14 protein-coding genes are annotated in these 17,065 nt (G+C 71.9%); 7 read left to right on the top strand and 7 right to left on the bottom strand.

Annotated elements, in window-relative coordinates; genetic code table 11:
* Positions 1-20 precede the first annotated feature (20 nt).
* Together QI554_RS40910 and QI554_RS40905 are read left to right on the top strand one after the other, a co-directional pair.
* Complete coding sequence (locus tag QI554_RS40910) at positions 21-1,208, top strand: cytochrome P450 (RefSeq protein WP_281477960.1); 1,188 nt, start codon at positions 21-23, stop codon at positions 1,206-1,208.
* A 174-nt stretch (positions 1,209-1,382) separates the two neighbouring features.
* Entirely contained in the window at positions 1,383-2,024 is a 642-nt protein-coding gene (locus tag QI554_RS40905; RefSeq protein ID WP_281477958.1) for an LAGLIDADG family homing endonuclease, read from the top strand.
* A 157-nt stretch (positions 2,025-2,181) separates the two neighbouring features.
* On the opposite strand, the gene QI554_RS40900 is transcribed toward QI554_RS40905, so the two are convergent.
* The gene (locus QI554_RS40900) at positions 2,182-3,378 is read right to left on the bottom strand and encodes an RtcB family protein (RefSeq protein WP_281477956.1); all 1,197 of its coding nucleotides are present in this window, start codon (positions 3,376-3,378) and stop codon (positions 2,182-2,184) included.
* Between the two features lie 460 nt (positions 3,379-3,838).
* Here QI554_RS40900 and QI554_RS40895 point away from each other — a divergent pair, with 460 nt between their 5' ends.
* Positions 3,839-4,606 carry a GIDE domain-containing protein gene (locus QI554_RS40895; protein ID WP_281477954.1) on the top strand — a complete coding sequence of 256 codons (768 nt, stop codon included), beginning with the start codon at positions 3,839-3,841 and terminating at the stop codon, positions 4,604-4,606.
* Positions 4,607-4,643: 37 nt separating this feature from the next.
* On the opposite strand, the gene purU is transcribed toward QI554_RS40895, so the two are convergent.
* The 6 genes from purU to QI554_RS40865 form a co-directional block, all read right to left on the bottom strand.
* Positions 4,644-5,570: a formyltetrahydrofolate deformylase gene (purU, locus tag QI554_RS40890; protein WP_281477952.1), complete on the bottom strand. Its 927-nt coding sequence runs from the start codon at positions 5,568-5,570 to the stop codon at positions 4,644-4,646.
* Between the two features lie 82 nt (positions 5,571-5,652).
* The gene (locus QI554_RS40885) at positions 5,653-6,099 is read right to left on the bottom strand and encodes an SCO4402 family protein (protein WP_425528137.1); all 447 of its coding nucleotides are present in this window, start codon (positions 6,097-6,099) and stop codon (positions 5,653-5,655) included.
* A 149-nt stretch (positions 6,100-6,248) separates the two neighbouring features.
* Complete coding sequence (locus tag QI554_RS40880; protein ID WP_281477951.1) at positions 6,249-7,028, bottom strand: hypothetical protein; 780 nt, start codon at positions 7,026-7,028, stop codon at positions 6,249-6,251.
* 26 nt (positions 7,029-7,054) lie between these two features.
* Positions 7,055-7,915: a hypothetical protein gene (locus tag QI554_RS40875; RefSeq protein ID WP_281477949.1), complete on the bottom strand. Its 861-nt coding sequence runs from the start codon at positions 7,913-7,915 to the stop codon at positions 7,055-7,057.
* Positions 7,916-8,131: 216 nt separating this feature from the next.
* A complete protein-coding gene (locus QI554_RS40870) occupies positions 8,132-9,025 on the bottom strand; it encodes a sirohydrochlorin chelatase (protein ID WP_281477948.1) in 894 nt (297 codons plus the stop codon).
* A 47-nt stretch (positions 9,026-9,072) separates the two neighbouring features.
* Positions 9,073-10,200 carry a uroporphyrinogen-III synthase gene (locus tag QI554_RS40865; protein ID WP_281477946.1) on the bottom strand — a complete coding sequence of 376 codons (1,128 nt, stop codon included), beginning with the start codon at positions 10,198-10,200 and terminating at the stop codon, positions 9,073-9,075.
* 191 nt (positions 10,201-10,391) lie between these two features.
* Between QI554_RS40865 and QI554_RS40860 the strand changes: the two genes are divergently transcribed.
* From QI554_RS40860 to nirD, 4 genes are all read left to right on the top strand, one after another.
* A complete protein-coding gene (locus QI554_RS40860; protein ID WP_281477944.1) occupies positions 10,392-12,551 on the top strand; it encodes a molybdopterin oxidoreductase family protein in 2,160 nt (719 codons plus the stop codon).
* Positions 12,548-13,777, top strand: coding sequence for an NAD(P)/FAD-dependent oxidoreductase (locus tag QI554_RS40855; RefSeq protein ID WP_281477942.1), 1,230 nt, complete (start codon positions 12,548-12,550; stop codon positions 13,775-13,777). Before QI554_RS40860 ends, QI554_RS40855 begins: the two co-directional genes overlap by 4 nt.
* Before the next feature lie 77 nt (positions 13,778-13,854).
* Positions 13,855-16,395, top strand: a complete 2,541-nt coding sequence (gene nirB / locus QI554_RS40850; RefSeq protein WP_281478017.1) for a nitrite reductase large subunit NirB — start codon at positions 13,855-13,857, stop codon at positions 16,393-16,395.
* Positions 16,392-16,805, top strand: a complete 414-nt coding sequence (nirD, locus tag QI554_RS40845) for a nitrite reductase small subunit NirD (RefSeq protein ID WP_425528136.1) — start codon at positions 16,392-16,394, stop codon at positions 16,803-16,805. The genes nirB and nirD overlap by 4 nt, the downstream gene beginning before the upstream one ends.
* Positions 16,806-17,065 lie beyond the last annotated feature (260 nt).

Below are 17,065 nucleotides of genomic sequence, written 5' to 3'. Positions count from 1 at the left end.
CGCCCACGGAGGTCCGACACATGACCGAGCCGACCGCGGCGCCCGAGCGCCGCATAAATCTCCTCGACCGCGACTGGTACGCGGGCGACCCGTACGCCGACTACGCGTGGCTGCGCGAGAACGCCCCCGTGTACTACAGCGAGGAAGCCGGCGTCTGGGGCCTGACCCGGCACGCCGACGTCTCCTTCGCCGAACGCAACCCGGAGATCTTCTCCTCGGCGGCCGGCTCCCGGCCCAAGGTCGGCCCGCAGCCGTCCATGATCGACTCGGACGACCCGCAGCACTACCGGCGCCGCAAGCTCGTCTCCAAGGGCTTCACGCCCCGGCAGATCAACGCCATGGAAGAGCACGTTCGCGAGATCGTCACCACGCTCATCGCCCGCATGCTCGCCCAGCCCGAGCGACGCGCCGACCTGGTACGGCAGTTCGCCGCCCCGCTGCCGATGACCCTGATCGGCGAGCTGCTCGGCGTCGAGCACGACCACCTCGACCAGCTCCAGCACTGGGCCGACGTGATGGTCATGCTTTCCGACGGCGGCGAACTCAGCTACAAGGCCGGCGAGGCCTTCACCGAGTACGTCGAGTACACCACCAAGGTCATCGAGAACCGCCGCGCCAACCCCGGCACCGAGGACCTCATCGGCATCCTCGTACACGCCGAGATCGACGGCGAGAAGCTCGACTTCAGCGAGCTGATCGGGGAGTCCCTGCTGCTCCTCGTCGGCGGCAACGAGACCACCCGCAACGTGATCTCCGGCGGTCTGGCCCAACTCATCGCCCACCCCGACCAGATGGCCCGGCTCCGCGAGGACCCCTCGCTCATCCCGACCGCCGTCGAGGAATGCCTGCGCTGGGTCTCCCCCGTCGTCAACATGGCCCGCAAGACCACCCGCGACGTGGAGATCTCCGGCGTCACCATCCCGGCCGGCGAGACCGTCATGCTCCTGTACGGCGCCGCCAACCGCGACCCCGAGGTCTTCGCCGACCCCGAGACCTTCAACGCCTTCCGCACCCCGAACAACCACATCGCCTTCGGCAACGGCCCGCACTTCTGCCTGGGTTCCTCCCTGGCCCGCCTCGAAATCCGCGTCGCCTTCGAAGAGATCCTGAAGCGCCTCCCCGACCTGAACCTGGCCGAAGGAACCGAACTCCGCTACCACCCCAGCTCGTTCATCCGCGACCTAGCCGAAATGCCGGTCACCTTCTAACGGTCACCGACCCCACAATCCCCGGACGGCGACGGCCTTCCCCGGCGGCGGGTAACGGGAGCACCCGCCGTCAACCCCGTCGCCGTCCGGCACCCCCTCTATTTGCTCGGCCGAACAGGTGAACGAACCGGCATTCGCCTGCCGAACACCAGTTCGCAGACGGATGGTCGATCCATGGAATTCATGGATCTCCAACGCCCCGAGTACTCCTACATGTTCGGCTTCCTGCAGGCGGACGGGCACCTACACCGCGGGCCTGGGCGCAAGGGCCGACTGTCGGTCGAGCTCACCGTCGGCGACAAGCACATCCTGGAACAATTCCAGGAGCTCTGCCCGTACTTCAGCAGCATCAGGGAACGCACCCGCAATACGAACTTCAAAGAAGGCGCTACAAGCGCGGTGTGGACCATGTGTTCGCTTGAAGGGCGGACGAAGGTAAATGCCCTGGGCCTGCCATACGGCCGCAAGTCGGGGACGATCGTTCCCCCTGCCGTCGCGCATCGTCCACGCGACTACCTGCGGGGTCTGGTGGACGCTGACGGGTCAGTCGGCTTCACCGGGCAATGTCAACCCTTCATCAGCCTCACGACGTCGAGCGAGGCGATCGCCGACTACTTCGTCTCACATTGCCAGCTGCTCGGCAGCTCTGTTCGTCGCCCCAGCAGGAATCGACGCGACAACGTCTATAACGTCATCTACATCAACGAGCACGCTGTGAGCATCGCAAGGAACCTCTATCCGACTAATGCGCTGGCGCTGAACAGGAAAGCGGCGAAGGCTCGGGCTGTTCAGTCGTGGGTTCGAAACGACGTCTAGCAATACGACAAAGGCGGGCGACGGCAATGCCGTCGCCCGCCGTGCAGCCGCTAGCCCGTGGTGCCGCTGTCCTGCTGGGTCTGTGGGGGTTCCAAACCCCGAAATACCAAACCAACACGGGGGGCCCCGCCCACGCCCGCCCCCCGCCTTCATGCCGCTAGCCCTTGATGCAGATGACCTGCTTGATCTGTGCCACGACCTCGACCAGGTCGGCCTGCTGGGCCATGACCTTGTCGATGTCCTTGTAGGCGCCGGGGATTTCGTCCACGACGCCGGCGTCCTTGCGGCACTCTACGCCCTTGGTCTGCTCGGCCAGGTCCGCCACTGTGAACCGCTTCTTCGCCGCGTTGCGGCTCATCTTGCGGCCCGCGCCGTGCGACGCCGAGTTGAACGCGGCCGTGTTGCCCAGTCCGCGCACGATGTAGGACCGCGTCCCCATCGAGCCCGGGATGATTCCCATGTCGCCCTTGCCCGCGCGGATCGCGCCCTTGCGGGTGACCAGCAGATCCATGCCGTCGTACGTCTCCTCCGAGACGTAGTTGTGATGGCAGTTGATCATCTCGCCGAACGTCACCTTGGCCTTGCGGAACTCGGTGCGCACGACCTGCTGGAACAGCGCCATCATGATTGCGCGGTTGCGCGCCGCATACTCCTGCGCCCAGTACAGGTCCGAGCGGTAGTCCGCCATCTCCGGCGTGTTCGCGAGGAACACCGCCAAGTCCCGGTCGACCAGGCCCTGGTTATGCGACAACGCCCGTGCGACGCCCATGTGGTGCTCGGCGAGTTCCTTGCCGATGTTGCGCGAACCCGAGTGCAGCATCAGCCACACGGAACCATCAGTTGCAAGACACAACTCGATCATGTGGTTGCCCCCGCCGAGCGTTCCCATCTGCTTTGTGGCACGCTCGCGACGGAATTTGACCGAATCGGCGACGTCGTCGAAGCGGTCCCAGAAGTCGTCCCAGCCGGCGGACGACAGCCCGTAGACCTTCGACGGGTCGACCGCCTCGCTGTGCAGGCCCATGCCCACCGGGATCGCCTGCTCGATCTTCGAGCGGAGCTTCGACAGGTCGTCGGGCAGGTCGTTCACCGTCAGGGACGTCTTGACCGCGCTCATCCCGCAGCCGATGTCCACGCCGACCGCCGCCGGGCAGACCGCGTCCTTCATCGCGATGACGGAGCCGACCGTCGCGCCCTTGCCGAAGTGGACGTCCGGCATGACCGCGAGGCCCTTCAGCCACGGCAGCGTCGTGATGTTGCGGAGCTGCTGCATGGCCTGGCCCTCGACGGTCGCCGGGTCGGTCCACATGCGGATCGGTACGTCGCGCGCGCCGTCGATCTCGGTGTACGTCATGAGGTCTTCACACTCCTGTGTGGTTCATACGGTTCAAGTCTGCGTCACGTGCGCGGCGAAGCGCTGTGGGCCGTGACCGCCCGAAGCCTGGGTAGGGGTCAACCCCTGGTGAGGGGCCGTCCCGGCGTGGCGCCGGACCGTGCACCCGGCGCTGCCGGGGCGGCCCCTCGGGCGGCGCGCTGTGGAAGAGCGGCCGCCCTGGAGAAGAGGGTTCGGGGTTACCGGCGGCGGGCCGATTGCACCCTGGTGGCAGGGCGTCGGCCGGACTCGCGGAACCGCACCGGACCGCTCCTCTCCTTGGGGCGCGGCTGCTACGGACGTGTTCCGGAGCCGCGCGTCAGTGGTTGACGTGCTCCATGAAGCCACGCGGTCTGCCGTGCCCGCAAACGGTTTTCGGGCTACACGTACGCGTGAAGATCGCCGTGACACTTTCCGCAGGTCGCGCGTATGTTGGGGGCACATGGTCACACTCGGGGTCATCGCGTTGGTTGTCGCCGTGGTCGGTTTCGCGGCCGCGCGGTTCGCCCCATGGGCCACCCGCACCCCCCGGTTGACCTGCGAGGACGCGGCCGCGCACCGCGGCAGGGCCACGGTCGCCGGCGTGGTCGAGCCGCTGCCCGGCGGGCTGGTGTACGCGCCGGTGTCGGGACGTTCCTGTGTGTGGTTCACGAGCACCGTCGTCGAGTCCTGGGCCGAGGCCGACCGGCTGTCGGTGCGGGACTTCGACGGCGACGGGCCTTTGCACGTCGGGGAGTTGCGCCCGGCGCGGCGTGGTCGGAGCCGGGCCGAGACGAAGGCGTCGCGGCGGACGTTCGTGCTGCGCGACGACACCGGCACGGTGCTGGTCGATCCGGACGGGCTGCGCGCCGACCGGCTGCCGGTGTCGGTGCGGGACAGCATCGGCGGCGCCGGGACGCCGCGGTTCGGCGGGGTCGGCGGCGTGGTGGCGGTGGACTTCGCGGCCGGCGCGGCCCGGCGGGTGCGGCGGGCGACCCGGTACGACCGCACCGAGACACTCCTGGTGCCGGGCGAGCGGGTGTTCCTCACGGGACGGGTGGTGCGGCGGAGCGACGGGGTGGCGGTGTTGGGCGGCCCGGCGATGGTGGTGTCGCGGCGTTCGCCGGAGGATGTCGCCCGGACGTGCCTGCGGGCCCGGGCGGGCTGGGCCCTCGGCGCGCTGTCGGGCCTGTTCGGCGTCGTGGCCCTGGTCGCGGCGGCCCGGCACTAGGGCCGCCGCGGACCTGCCGGGCGTCGGGTTTCAGGCGTCAGGCGAAGACGACCGTGCGGCTGCCGTTGCGGAGCACGCGGTGCTCGCTGTGCCACTTCACGGCGCGCGAGAGCGCCTGGCACTCGACGTCGCGGCCGACGGCGACGAGCTGTTCGGGGGTGACCGCGTGGTCGACGCGCTCGACCTCCTGCTCGATGATCGGCCCCTCGTCGAGGTCGGCGGTCACGTAGTGCGCGGTCGCGCCGATCAGCTTGACGCCGCGCGCGTGTGCCTGGTGGTACGGCTTGGCGCCCTTGAAGCTCGGCAGGAAGGAGTGGTGGATGTTGATCGCCCGCCCCTCCAGCTCCTTGCACAGGTCGTTGGAGAGCACCTGCATGTAGCGGGCCAGCACGACCAGTTCGACGTCGAGCTCGCGCACGAGCTCGAGCAGCTTGGCCTCGGCCTCCGGCTTGGTGTCGCGGGTGACCGGGATGTGCTCGAACGGGATGCCGTACGAGCCGACCAGTTCCTCGAAGTCCCGGTGGTTGGACACGACGGCGGCGATGTCGATCGGCAGCGCGCCGATGCTGGCGCGGAACAGCAGGTCGTTGAGGCAGTGCCCGAACTTGCTGACCATGACGATCACGCGCATGCGGGCGTCCGCGTCGTGCATCTGCCAGTCCATGTGGAAGGACGCGCCGACGGCGGCGAACCCGGCGCGCAGCGCGTCGAGGGTGACGTTCTCCTCGGCGGTGAAGTGCACGCGCATGAAGAACAGGCCGGTGTCGCGGTCGCCGAACTGCTGGCTGTCGACGATGTTGCAGCCGGTCATCATGAGGAAGCTGGCGACGGCGTGGACGATGCCGCGCTTGTCGGGGCAGCTGAGCGTCAGCACGTACTGCTCGGCCGCGCCGGCTCCGGCTCCGCCGCCGACCGCTCCACCGTCGACCGTCAGCGGTACGGACTGCAGGGGCTGGTCGGACATGCCGGCGCCTTCCTCGGGGTGCGGCCCACGTGCGGATCACGTGGGCGCGTAGTCCTACAGGATCGCACGTCGCGCCGGGTGGTCAGCGCCCGCCGGTCCTGATACGGAGCACGTCGAGGGTGTCGGGGCGGCGGGCGGCGTCGTCCTCGTCGGCGGCGGAGAGCCGCTCGTGCGCGGCGCGCGCGGTCTGGAGGACGTGCGGCCAGCCGGGGTGGTCGAGGTACGCGGCGGCGGGGGCGTCCTCGCCGACCTCGTGCAGGACCCCGAGCACCGCGAGGACGGCCTGGTCGACGGCGTCGGCCTCGTCGCCGTCCACGAAGATCCGGCCGATGTAGGTCGCGGCCGACCAGCGGTCGAGCCACGTGTCGCCGACGAGCCGGTACACGGCATCGGTCACGGTGCCGTACTCGGGCCGCCCGCCGAGCCAGCACTCCTGCTGGAACGCGGGGTCCCCGAACATGTGCAGCGCGGAACGGACCTGGGCCCGCCATCGCCACCACGGGACGGTGTTCTGGCGCATGCGTGCCATGGTGGCGCTTCCCTCCCTGTTCCCGCCGCCGGTTCACCGGATTGTCGTGCGAACGTAATCGCGAACCCGTTCGAATCGATCACGAACGAACCGACCGTGACAGTCAAGGATCATGCCTCAGTCGCCGCGAAGGACACCACACGGGTTGGTCACATCGGTTCGTACGCCTCCGGCATGTCCACGGACGAGACCAGCACGTGCGCGACGCCGTAGTCCCGGTCGAGGACGAACAGCTGCAGGAACTTGTGCTCGGGATGCTGCTTCGCCCACTCCTTGAGCGGTGCCTCCAGCGCGGTGGCCCCGTCGGGCGCCACCAGGCCGCCGCCGGGGTCGGCGGGCAGGTCGGTCAGCAGGGTCAGCTCGGACAGCTTGCCGGACGCCTCGGAGTACACCTTGGTGACGTGCGCGCCCGCGGGTGTGCCCCGGAGGTAGGCGAGCAGCGCGGCGGCGTAGCGGTCGGCCTCCTCGCGGTCGGGGCCTTTGCCGGGGCCCGGGCGCAGCGCCAATGTGCCTTTCCCGTCGAGGTCGGAGTAGCCGGCGGCGTTGACGATCACGCCGTCGATCTCGACGCCGCCGCTGCGGTGGTCCCAGATCCAGAACTGGGCGCGGCGCGCGATGCGGTCGGCCGTGGCGTCGGTCGCGCGCCCGGTGTCCGAGGTGTCGCCGTCGGGGACGACCGGCAGGTCGGTGCCGACGAACACGCGGTACCACTTCTTGTCCTCGCGCAGTTCGAGGGAGCTGACGTGCGCCCCGTCGGAGCCGCCTTTCAGGAATGTGAGCAGGTCGCTGAGGCGCTTGGAGCGGTCGTTCGCGGGGGCGGTCGGCTGGCCGTCGTGGGTCTTCCCGCCGCCGTCGCCGTCGCAGGCGGTGAGTCCTGCGGCCAGTACGGCGGCGGTGATGAGCGCCGCGGCCCGGCGGGTGACTGCCATGGGGAGTCCTTCCGGTCGGGGCGGGGTCACCAGGCGTCGACGATCAGGCCGAGGTCGAGGTTGAGGATTTCGAACGCTCGGATGCCGCGGGGGGTGCGGTGGTCGGCGAGCCAGTCGGCGACTGCGGATTTGAGGGCGGCGGCTTCGGCGGTGGGGAGGGGGCCGGCGGGGTAGTCGGTGCGGACGACGGCCTTGTGGGTCTGGCCCGGGGTGGCGGGGTCGTCCGGCATGGGGAGGACGGCCGCGGCGGTGATGTGGGGGGCCTGCGGGGTGGTCTTCAGGTAGGCGAGCAGGTCGGCGGCGTACCGCGTGGACTCGTCCTGTTCGGCCGGATCGGTCTCGGCTCCGGCGATCCTGAGGGCGACGATGCCGGTGGGGCCGGTGACGCTGACGGACGGGAGCGGGCCGGGCGGCGGGGTGTCGCGCATCCACAGCTGGACTCGGCGTGACAGCACCCGCATCGCGGTCGTGCCGACGAGGGCGGCTTGGGAGCGGTCGGACTGGTCGGCGCCGGGGTGGTCGGTGACGACGGCGTAGGCGTAGCCCGGGGGTTGCGGCCAGTAGGTGACGCCCAGGACGTGTTCGCCGCCGGGCGCGGCGCGCAGTGCGGTGAGCATGGCCTCGGCGTAACGGTCGGCCTCGGGCGAGGGCCTGCCGCCGGTGGCGGTCGGCCGGACGGTCGGCACGGTGAAGGCAGGGCCGGAGGACGCGGCGGCGGTCGGGCGCGGGGTGTGCGACGGGTCGGCGGGGACGCGGGTCGAGGTCCACGTCGGGGTGGGGTCGCGTGTGGCGCTGAGGCCGGCCTTGTGCGCGGGGCCGGCGACGTCGGTGGCCGTGCAGGCCGCGACGAGTGTGCCGGTGGTTAACAGTGCGGCGATGGCGGGCATGGTCGCCCGGCCCCGGCGGCGTGCCAAAAGAGTCCCCCTACCTGCGGGGCCCAACGCCCCGGTGCGGTCAGACGAATGTAGCCACCGGGCCCGTCAAGGGGAACGGCGGGGACTGTCAGGCCAGTTGCGCCGCCCGGGACGAACATCGCGGTGCCGCGTCGGCGGAGGAGGCCAAGACGTGGCGCGCTGCTCGGTGGAGTCGCGGGCGGAGTGTGCTCAGGCCGTGTCGTCTCCGCCGGTGTTCAGGGCCGCGTCGTACCGGTCGAGGACCAGTCTCGCGATCGCGCGGTGGGCGCCGAGGGGGGCCGCGGTGACCGTTGCGCCGGAGCGGGCGGCTTTGCGGGCGAAGTAGCCGGGGCCCATCAGGTAGCCGGACACGGCGATGTTGTGGACGCCGTCGGCGTGCAGCGCGGCGACGGCTTCGGCGGGGGTGGGGCTGCTCGCGCACAGGTAGGACGCGACGACGGGGCGGCCGGTGAGGTCGCCGAGGAGGGCGGCCATGCGGGCGGCGTCGGCGTTCGCCTCGGGGTCGGTGGATCCCGCGGCGGCGAGGACGATGGCGTCGAAGCCGGTGCTGTGGACAACCGGCGCGGGTTCTCCACCGTCGTCCACAGGCTGTGGATCTTGGTGGGGACGGCCGGGCGCTTCCGCGAGCCGTTCCAGCAGCACGTCGGCCAGCCGCGGGTCGGGCCCGAGCGCGCCGGCGACGCGGGCGTCGACCTGCGGCGCGGCGGCGAGCGCGGCCGGGATGTCGGTGCGGACGTGGTAGCCGGTGCCGAGCAGCATCGGCACGACGACGACCGGTCCGGAGAGCGTGGCGAGCGTATCGGTGAGCAGCGGCTCGGCGACGTCCACGTAGCCGAGTTCGACGGTGAGCCCGGGGCGTTCGGCGCGTATGAGGTCGAGCAGCGCGCGGGTCGCGGCGCGGCCTTCCGGGTCGCGGGTGCCGTGCGCGACGGCCAGCAGCGGCACGTCGGCGCGGCCCGCGCCGGTCCACGCGGCGGCCGCGGTGCCCCCGGTGCCCCCGGTGGCCGCGGTGGCCGCTGTGCCTGCCCTCGTGCCCGTCGTCGCCGTGACGCCGGTACCCGCCGGGCCGCCCGTACTCGCCATGACCCCCCTGTTCACCGTGTCCCCCGCGGCCGTCCCCGTGCCCCCGGTCACGGGTCCACCGCCAGCCGGTAGCCGCGCTTGGTGACGGTGCGCACGAGCCCCGAGTGCGGGCCGAGCGCGGTGCGGAGCCGGGCGACGGCCGCTTCGACGGCGTGTTCGTCGGCGCGCGCGCCCGTCCACACCTTCTTCAGCAGTTCGGCGCGGCTGAGCACCCAGCCGGGTTTCTCGGCGAGCGCGCGGAGCACCGCCCCGGGGACCGGGGGCAGCCAGATGGTGCGGCCGTCGACGAGGACGGCGTTGCCCTGGAGGACGAGCCGGTCCTTGCCGGTGTCGAGTTCGCGGCGGGCGCGCGACGGCAGCTCCTCGCTGATGGTGCGGACGAGCGAGCCGAGCCGGCCGCGTTCGGGCCACACGGTGTCGATGCCCTGGTCCTGGAGGGGCCGTGCACACACCGGCCCGATGCAGACGGGCAGGACGTCGCGGCGCAGCGCGTCGAGGAGCTCGGTGCGGCGGCCGAGCTCGTCGGCGCTCTCGAGGAAGGCCTCTATCGCGGGCGAGCTGGTGAAGGTGAGCGCGTGGACCTCGCGGCGGACGCTGGCCTCGACGAGTTTTCGTACGGCGGCGGGGTCCTCGGGCGGGCCCCAGCGGTAGACGGGGACCGTGATGACGTCGGCGCCGCGTTCGCGCAGGGCGGCGGTGAAGTCCTCGAGCGGTGCGCCGTGTTCCTGGAGCGCGATGCGGCGGCCGCGCAGGTCGCGGGCGAGGAGCCAGTAGAGGAGTTCGTCGTTGGCTTCGGAGCCGGGCGAGTAGACCTCGCGGAGGCCGGCGGCGCGGACCGCGCCGGTGGCTTTGGGGCCGCGGCTGACGATGACGGCGTCGCGGCAGGCCTCGACGAGTTCGGTGCCGTACCCCCAGCCTTCGGCGGCGCTCATCCAGCCGCGCCAGCCGACGCCGGTGGTCGCGACGACGTAGTCGAGGCGCCCGGCCAGGCAGGCCTCGGTGGCGCGCCGCAGGACGGTGTCGTCGCCGAGGGGGACGATGCGCATGGTCGGGGCCTCGACCACCTTCGCGCCTCTGCGCTGCAGCAGTGCGACCAGCTCGTCGCGGCGGCGTGCGGCGGTGACACCGATCGTGAATCCGATCAGCGGCTCGGCCGGTTGCGTGGCTGTACCCATGCCGTGAGGCTGTCGGAGATGTGTTTCCGCCCTGTTGCGCAGCGGTCACGTGGCGGTTAGGGGTGGCCCCACCAGGCGCTTCGCGAGTGTCGGTGCTCTCACTGCCGCGCATTACAGGTGTGAGACAGCCGTACCTCTCCCGCAACACCGGTGACCCTGCGGTGTAACGGCGTGCGGACACGCTCACTGGCATGAAACACGCCGCAGAGGCGGCCGGCCCCGCGACCGGCACCGCCGCCGCCACCGAGACGCACTGCCCGTACTGCGCGCTGCAGTGCGGCATGGCGCTGCGGGTTTCCGGGCCGGGTGCCGGGGACGCCGCGGGCGTGGAGGTCGTGGAGCGCGCGTCGTTCCCGGTGAACCGCGGGGCGTTGTGCGGCAAGGGCCGTACCGCTCCCGAGGTGCTCCGGACCGGGGTGCGGCTCACCGCGCCGCTGGTACGCACGGACGGGGTCCTGCGCGAGGCGGAGTGGAGTGAGGCCCTCGACCGGGTGGCGCGGGGTTTCGCCACGGTGCAGAGCACGTACGGGAGGGACGCGGCCGGGATCTTCGGCGGCGGCGGCCTGACCAACGAGAAGGCGTACCTGCTGGGCAAGTTCGCGCGTGTGGTGCTGGGCACGTCGAACATCGACTACAACGGCCGTTTCTGCATGTCGTCGGCGGCGGCGGCGCACCGCAAGGCGTTCGGCGTCGACCGCGGGCTGCCGTTCCCGCTGGAGGACGTGGCGCGGACCGGGTGCGCGATCGTGGTCGGCAGCAACCTGGCCGACACGATGCCGCCCGCGCTGCGGTATCTGACGGAGCTCAAGGAGAACGGCGGCTCGCTGGTCGTCGTGGACCCGCGCCGCACCCGCACCGCGGAGCAGGCGACGCTGCACCTGCAGCCGCTGCCGGGCACCGACCTGGCGCTCGCGCTCGGCCTGCTGCACCTGGTGATCGCCGACGGGCACGTCGACGAGGACTTCGTGGCGGAGCGCACCACCGGTTTCGCGGCGGCGCGTGCGGCGGCGATGGCGCACTGGCCGGAGCGCGTGGAGCGGATCACGGGTGTGCCGGTGCCGGAGATGCGGCGCGCGGTGGAGCTGTTCGCGGGTGCCGCGACCGGCATGGTGCTGACGGCGCGCGGGCCCGAGCAGCAGAGCAAGGGCACCGACACGGTCGGCGCGTGGATCAACCTGTGCCTGGCGACCGGCAAGGCGGGCCGCCCGCTGTCGGGGTACGGCTGTCTGACGGGGCAGGGCAACGGGCAGGGCGGCCGCGAGCACGGTCAGAAGGCGGACCAGCTGCCGGGCTACCGGTCGATCACGGACCCCGCGGACCGCGCGCACGTCGCCGCGGTGTGGGGCGTGGACCCGGACTCGCTGCCGGGTCCGGGGCGCAGCGCGTACGAGCTGCTCGACGTGCTCGGCTCCGAGGTCAGGGCGCTGCTGGTGATGGGCTCGAACCCGGTGGTGTCGGCGCCGCGTGCGGCGCACGTCACCGACCGGCTGCGGTCGCTGGACTTCCTCGTGGTCAGCGACGTGGTGCTGTCGGAGACCGCGGAGCTGGCGGACGTGGTGCTGCCGAGCGCGCAGTGGGCCGAGGAGACCGGCACGACGACGAACCTGGAGGGGCGGGTCATCCTGCGGCAGGCGGCGCTGACGCCGCCGCGCGGGGTGCGCAGCGACCTGTTCACGCTGCACGAGTTGGCGTCGCGCATGGGGGTCACGTTCGGGTTCCCGACGGACGCGGAGACGGTGTTCGACGAGCTGCGGGCGGCGAGTTCGGGTGGTCAGGCGGACTACGCGGGCATCACGTACGACCGGATCCGGCGCGAGGACGGCGTGTTCTGGCCGTGCCCGGACGAGGCGCACCCGGGGACGCCGCGGCTGTTCCTTGACCGGTTCGCGACGCCGGACGGCCGCGCCCGGTTTGTGGACGTGTCGCACCGCCCGGCCGCCGAGGAGCCGGACGCGGACTACCCGCTGTACCTGACCACGGGCCGGGTGCTGGCGCAGTACCAGTCGGGCGCGCAGACCCGCCGGGTGGCGGAGCTGAACGCGGCGGAGCCGGGCCCGTTCGTCGAGCTGCACCCTCAGCTGGCGGACCGGCTGGGTGTCGCGGACGGCGAGCTGCTCGCGGTGACCAGCCGGCGCGGCCGGGCGGTCGCTCCGGCGAAGGTCAGCACGGCGATCCGGCGGGACACCGTGTTCATGCCGTTCCACTGGGGCGGCGCGGGCCGGGCGAACTCGTTGACCAACCCGGCGCTCGACCCGACGTCGAAGATGCCGGAGTTCAAGGTGTGCGCGGTGCGCGTGGAGCGCGCCGGGGCCGCCGACCTGGCGGCGAACGGTACCGGGGGCCGGTCATGAGGCATCGTCAGATCGCGGTGGTGGGCGCGGGGATGGCGGCGGCGCGGTTCACCGCGCAGTTGCTGGCCCGCGACCCGGGCGCCGCCGTCACGCTGTTCGGCGACGAGCCGCACGCGCCGTACAACCGGGCGCTGCTCGCGGACGTGCTGACCGGCCGCTACCAGGCGGACGCCATCGGGCTGCCGGCGCCGGAGCACCCGGGGGTGCACGTGCGCACCGGTGTCGAGGTGACCGCCGTCGACACGGCGGCGCACACGCTGGAGCTGGCCGACGGGTCGTTCGCGGCGTACGACACGCTGGTGATGGCGACGGGGTCGAACCCGGTGCTGCCGCCGATCCGCAACCTGCACTGCACGTCGAACACCGGCGAGGGCGGCGAACTCAAGCAGGGCGTCCACGCGTTCCGCACCCTTGAGGACTGCGCGCGGCTCGCCGAGGCGGTGCCGGGCGCGACGCGCGCGGTGGTGGTCGGCGGCGGGATCCTCGGCGTGAGTGCGGCGCGTGCGCTGGCCGCGCTCGGGCTGCCGGTCGAGATCGTGCACCAGGCCCCGTACTTGATGGAGCGTCACCTCGACGAGGAGGGCGGCGCGGCGCTTCATCGCGCGCTGGCCGGGCTCGGCGTCGCGGTGTACCCGGAGAACCGTGCCAAGTCGGTCGGCGGCACCGACCGTGCCGAAGGCGTGGTGCTGGCGAACGGCTACCGGCTCGACGCCGACCTGGTGGTGCTGGCGTGCGGCGTACGGCCGCGCGTCGGGCTGGCCCGGGCGGCCGGGCTCGACGTACGCACCGGCATCGTCGTCGACGACACGCTCGCCACCAGCGCCCCGGACGTGTACGCGATCGGCGACTGCACCGAGCACGCCGGCCTCGTGCACGGCCTGGCCGGGCCGGCGTGGGAGCAGGCCGACGTGCTGGCCGCGCACCTGAGCGGCGCCGACGCGGCGTACCGCGGCTCACGGGTGTTCGCCCGGCTGACCGCGGGCCCCGTGGAGATCGCCGCGTTCGGCGAGGTCGACGCGCTGCCCGGCACCGCCGACGTCATCCGGCTCGCGGACCCCACCCGCGGTTCCTACAAGAAGCTCGTGCTGCGCGGCGACCGGCTCGTCGGCGGCATCCTCGTCGGCGACCTGGCGACCGTCGGCGCCCTCACCCACGCCTATGAACGGGACGAACCGGTCCCCGAGGACCCCCTGCACCTGCTCATCACGCAAGGAGCCCCCCAGTGATCGAGTCCTCCCCCACCAGCATCCCCGCCGGCAGCCCCGCGACCAGCCGCAAGCGCCTGGTCCTGGTCGGCCACGGCATGGTCGGCCAGCGCTTCCTGGAGGCGCTCTTCGACCGCGACGGATCCGACGCGTGGCAGGTCACCGTCCTGTGCGAGGAGCCGCGCGCCGCCTACGACCGCGTGCACCTGACCTCGTACTTCTCCGGCACGACCGCCGAAGGCCTGTCCATGGTGCCCGAGGGCTTCATGGAGGAGCACGGCGTCGTCCTGCGGCTCGGCGCGCCGGCGGAGTCGGTCGACCGCGAGGCGCGCACCGTGACCGCGCGCGGCGGCGAGGTCTTCCCGTACGACGCGCTCGTACTCGCCACCGGCTCCTACCCGTTCGTGCCGCCGGTGCCCGGCCACGACGCGGACGGCTGCTTCGTCTACCGCACCATCGAGGACCTGGAGGCGATCGAGGCGTGGGCCAAGGGCTCGCGCGTCGGCGCCGTCGTCGGCGGCGGCCTGCTCGGCCTGGAGGCCGCGGGCGCGCTCAAGGCGATGGGACTGGACACGCACGTCGTCGAGTTCGCGCCGCGCCTGATGGCGATCCAGGTCGACGAGGGCGGCGGCGACGCGCTGCGCCGCAAGATCGAGGAGCTCGGCGTCACGGTGCACACCGGCGCCGGGACGCAGGAGATCGGCGTCGGCGAGGACGGCCGCGCCGCGACCATGTCGCTCTCGAACGGCGCGACCCTCGACGTCGACCTGGTCATTTTCTCGGCCGGCGTCCGCCCGCGCGACCAGCTGGCCCGCGACTGCGGCCTGACCGTCGGCGAGCGCGGCGGCATCGCCGTCGACGCCACCTGCCTGACGTCCGACCCGAGCATCTGGGCGATCGGCGAGTGCGCGATGGCCACCGACGGCCGCGTCTACGGCCTGGTCGCCCCCGGCTACCAGATGGCCGAAACCGTCGCCCACGAACTCACCGGCGGCAGCGGCTCGTTCACCGGAGCCGACACCTCCACCAAGCTCAAGCTGCTCGGCGTCGACGTGGCCAGCTTCGGCGACGCGCACGGCACCGCCGAGGGCTGCCTCGAAGTGCTCTACGCCAACAGCAGGGCCGGGGTCTACAAGAAGCTCGTGATCAGCCCCGAAGGCAAGCTGCTCGGGGGTGTGCTCGTCGGCGACGCGGCCCAGTACGACCTGCTGCGCCCGATCTGCCTGGCGGGCGCCGACCTGCCCGCCGCCCCCGAGCAGCTCGTGCTGCCCGAAGGCGCGGGCGGCCCCGTCGCGATCGGCGCCTCCGCGCTGCCGGACGCCGCCGTCGTGTGCTCGTGCCACAACGTCACCAAGGGCGCCATCCGCGCCGCCGTCACCGACACCGGCTGCGCGGACGTACCTGCCGTCAAGAAGTGCACGCGCGCCGGCACCGGCTGCGGCTCGTGCGTCAAGATGCTCACGACGATCGTCAACGACGAGCTCGTCGCCAACGGCGCCGAGGTCTCCAAGGGGCTGTGCGAGCACTTCGAGCACACTCGGGCCGAGCTGTTCGAGATCGTGCAGGTGCGCGGCATCACCAGCTTCGCGCGGCTGATCGACGAGCACGGCACCGGGCAGGGCTGCGACATCTGCAAGCCGGCCGTCGCGTCCATCCTCGCGTCGCTGTCCAACGGGCACATCCTCGACGGCGAGCAGGCGTCCCTCCAGGACACCAACGACCACTTCCTGGCCAACCTGCAGCGCAACGGCTCGTATTCGGTCGTGCCGCGCATCCCCGGCGGCGAGATCACCCCCGAGGGGCTGATCGTGATCGGCGAGATCGCCCGCGACTTCGGGCTCTACACCAAGATCACCGGCGGGCAGCGGATCGACATGTTCGGGGCTTCCGTCGACCAGCTGCCGCTGATCTGGAAGCGGCTCGTCGACGCCGGGTTCGAGTCCGGGCACGCGTACGGCAAGGCACTGCGCACCGTGAAGTCCTGTGTGGGCGAGACGTGGTGCCGCTACGGGGTGCAGGACTCCGTCGGGCTCGCGATCGAACTGGAGCTGCGGTACCGGGGGTTGCGCTCGCCGCACAAGCTGAAGTCGGCCGTGTCCGGGTGCGCGCGCGAATGCGCCGAGGCGCAGAGCAAGGACTTCGGCGTCATCGCCACGTCCAACGGCTGGAACCTGTACGTCGGCGGCAACGGCGGCATGACGCCCCGGCACGCCGACCTGCTCGCCGCGGACCTCGACCGCGAGACGCTGCTGCGCACCATCGACCGGTTCCTCATGTTCTACATCCGCACCGCCGACCGCCTGGAGCGCACCGCGCCGTGGGTCGAGCGGATGGAGGGCGGCCTCGACCACCTGCGCGCGGTCGTCATGGACGACTCCCTCGGCATCTGCGACGACCTCGACGAGCTCATGCAGCGGCACGTCGAGACCTACGAGGACGAATGGCGCGCCACGCTCGACGACCCCGACCGGCTGCGGCGGTTCGTGTCCTTCGTCAACGCGCCCGGGACGCCCGACCCGAGCGTCACCTTCGTCCCGGAGCGCGACCAGATCCGGCCGGCCAAGCCCGGCGAGAACGGGACCACGCTGCCCACTGCCGGACTCATCGCCGGCCCGACCCTGGAGGTGCGTACCTCGTGACCGCTGACATCCACGCCCAGGCCCACGCCCACGGCCAGGCCCCCGGCCCTGGCGCTCGTGGCGGCCATGTCGAGGTCTCCGACGGGGACGGTTGGACGACCGTGTGCCCTGTGACCGACCTGATCCCGGGCCGCGGCGTCGCCGCGCTGGTCGGGGGTCGGCAGGTCGCGGTGTTCCTCGACCGTGATGGGGCGGTGTATGCCGTCGACAACTACGACCCGTTCAGCGAGGCGTACGTCATTTCCCGCGGCATCGTCGGGACGCGGGGTGGGATCCCTGTTGTGGCGTCGCCGATGTTCAAGCAGGCGTTCGACCTGCGCACCGGTCTCTGTCTGGACACGGACGATGAACCGGTCGCCCTGGCCGTGTTCGAGACGCGTCTCCGGGCGGCGGTCGCTGAAGTCGCCTAATGGGTGGGGCGGGGGGCGGGGGGGTCGGGTGGTGCGCATCAATGACGCTGCGTGCTGCCTGGCCTTTTGGCTGCACCGTTCCTGACCTGGTTTTCGGTGGTGGCCTGACGCCCCTCCCGCTTTTTGATTTTCCGCGCGGACGGCCCGCGCCTCAAGCCGATCCTGGCAACGTTGGTTCTGTTGGCCTTGTCCTGTTGCGGCTTGACCCGCGGGCCGTCCGCGCTGAACCACCTCGCACCTGGCGGGAGGGGCGCGGGGTG

The organism is Yinghuangia seranimata, assembly GCF_029953285.1.
Taxonomy (GTDB): domain Bacteria; phylum Actinomycetota; class Actinomycetes; order Streptomycetales; family Streptomycetaceae; genus Yinghuangia; species Yinghuangia seranimata.
This window is presented reverse-complemented; position numbering and strand designations above follow the sequence as displayed.